The sequence below is a fragment of the uncultured Croceicoccus sp. genome (genome assembly GCF_947496385.1).
Classification (GTDB): domain Bacteria; phylum Pseudomonadota; class Alphaproteobacteria; order Sphingomonadales; family Sphingomonadaceae; genus Croceicoccus.
The window spans coordinates 1-1,483 of record NZ_CANMCP010000043.1; the positions used below are offsets into that span (position 1 = coordinate 1).

General features: G+C 59.6%; 1 protein-coding gene. It reads right to left on the bottom strand.

What is annotated here, in order from left to right:
• Positions 1 to 74: 74 nt before the first annotated feature.
• A protein-coding gene (locus tag Q0897_RS16015) for an IS3 family transposase (protein WP_299310427.1) occupies positions 75 to 1,438 on the bottom strand; the annotation gives its coding sequence in 2 pieces (ribosomal slippage) (positions 75 to 1,090 and positions 1,090 to 1,438; 1,365 coding nt in all).
• Positions 1,439 to 1,483: the final 45 nt, after the last annotated feature.

The following is a 1,483-nucleotide window of genomic DNA, read 5'->3' on the forward strand; positions in this document are numbered from 1 at the left end:
TGTCCGTCGTCAGAACATTTGGCACAAGTCGCGGCGTAAATTAGCGGAGTGCGGGCCTCGTCTCAGGGTTGATGTTAGGCGGCGAGCTTGCGGTGTTGCAAGCGCCGATATTCGATGGTCTGTCGCTTGATCCTTTCGCGCTGTTTGATGATGGCGGGGGCTCTGCCGAAGTAGGCATCTGCGGGTGTGACGTTGTTCAGGCTCTCGTGGTAACGCTGGTTGTTGTAGTGCTCGACGAAGGCCTCGATCTGGGCCTCAAGGTCGCCGGGCAGGAAATAGTTCTCCAGCAGGATGCGGTTTTTCAGGGTCTGGTGCCAGCGTTCGATCTTGCCTTGGGTCTGGGGGTGCATCGGAGCGCCGCGCACATGGCTCATCTTCTGGGCCTCGATGTATTCCGCCAGTTCGCCCGCGATATAGCTGGGGCCGTTATCGCTGAGCAGCCTGGGCTTGTGCAGCACCATGGCGCTGTCGCAGCCCGATGCCTTGAGGGCCAGGTCCAGCGTGTCGGTCACGTCCTGGGCTCGCATGTTTGTGCACAGTTTCCAGGCGATGATGTAGCGCGAGAAGTCGTCGAGCACGGTCGACAGATACATCCAGCCCCACCCGATGATTTTGAAGTAGGTAAAATCAGTCTGCCACATCTCATTCGGGCGGGTGGTCTTGGTGTGGAACTGATCGGCGGCCTTGATCACGACATAGGCCGGACTGGTAATCAGGTCATGGGCCTTCAGCAGCCGGTAAACCGTGGCTTCGGACACGAAATAGCGCTTCTCATCAGTGAAGCGCACCGCCAGTTCGCGCGGTGACAGCTCACTGTAATCCAACGCCATCTCGACGATCTGCTGCTGGATATCGTCGCCGATGCGGTTCCACACCCGGCTCGGCGCTGATGGCCGATCAGCCAGCGCCTCCGGTCCACCTTCGACGAGGCGATCATACCAGCGGTAGAAGGTCCGGCGGGGGATGCCCAGCTGGTCCAGCGTGCACTTGGCGGGCAGGTGCGACTGCTCAACGATCCGGATGATCTCAAGCTTTTCGGATGCGGGATACCTCATTCGTCGTCGCCCCCATCCGCAATCATGCTTTTTTTAAGCAGACGGTTTTCGAGTGTCAGGTCGGCAACACACTCCTTCAGGTTCCGGGCTTCGCGACGCAGATCCTGCACCTCGCCGGTGGTTGCGGCACGGGCGGTGTCGCCGGCCAGGCGGCGCTTGCCCGCTTCCATGAACTCCTTCGACCAGGTGTAATACAGGCTCTGCGCGATGCCTTCCTTGCGGCATAGCTCGGCGATGCTGTCCTCGCCGCGCAGGCCATCCAGCACTATCCGGATCTTGTCCTCAGCCGAGAAATGCCGACGGGTCTGCCGCCGAATATCCTTCACCACCCGCTCAGCAGGGGCCTTTGTCAGTGAATTTTTCAAGGAGGGTTTGGGCTTCATCTTCGTTCCTTCGTCACTACGACGAAGCCCAAACCCTCCTTAATT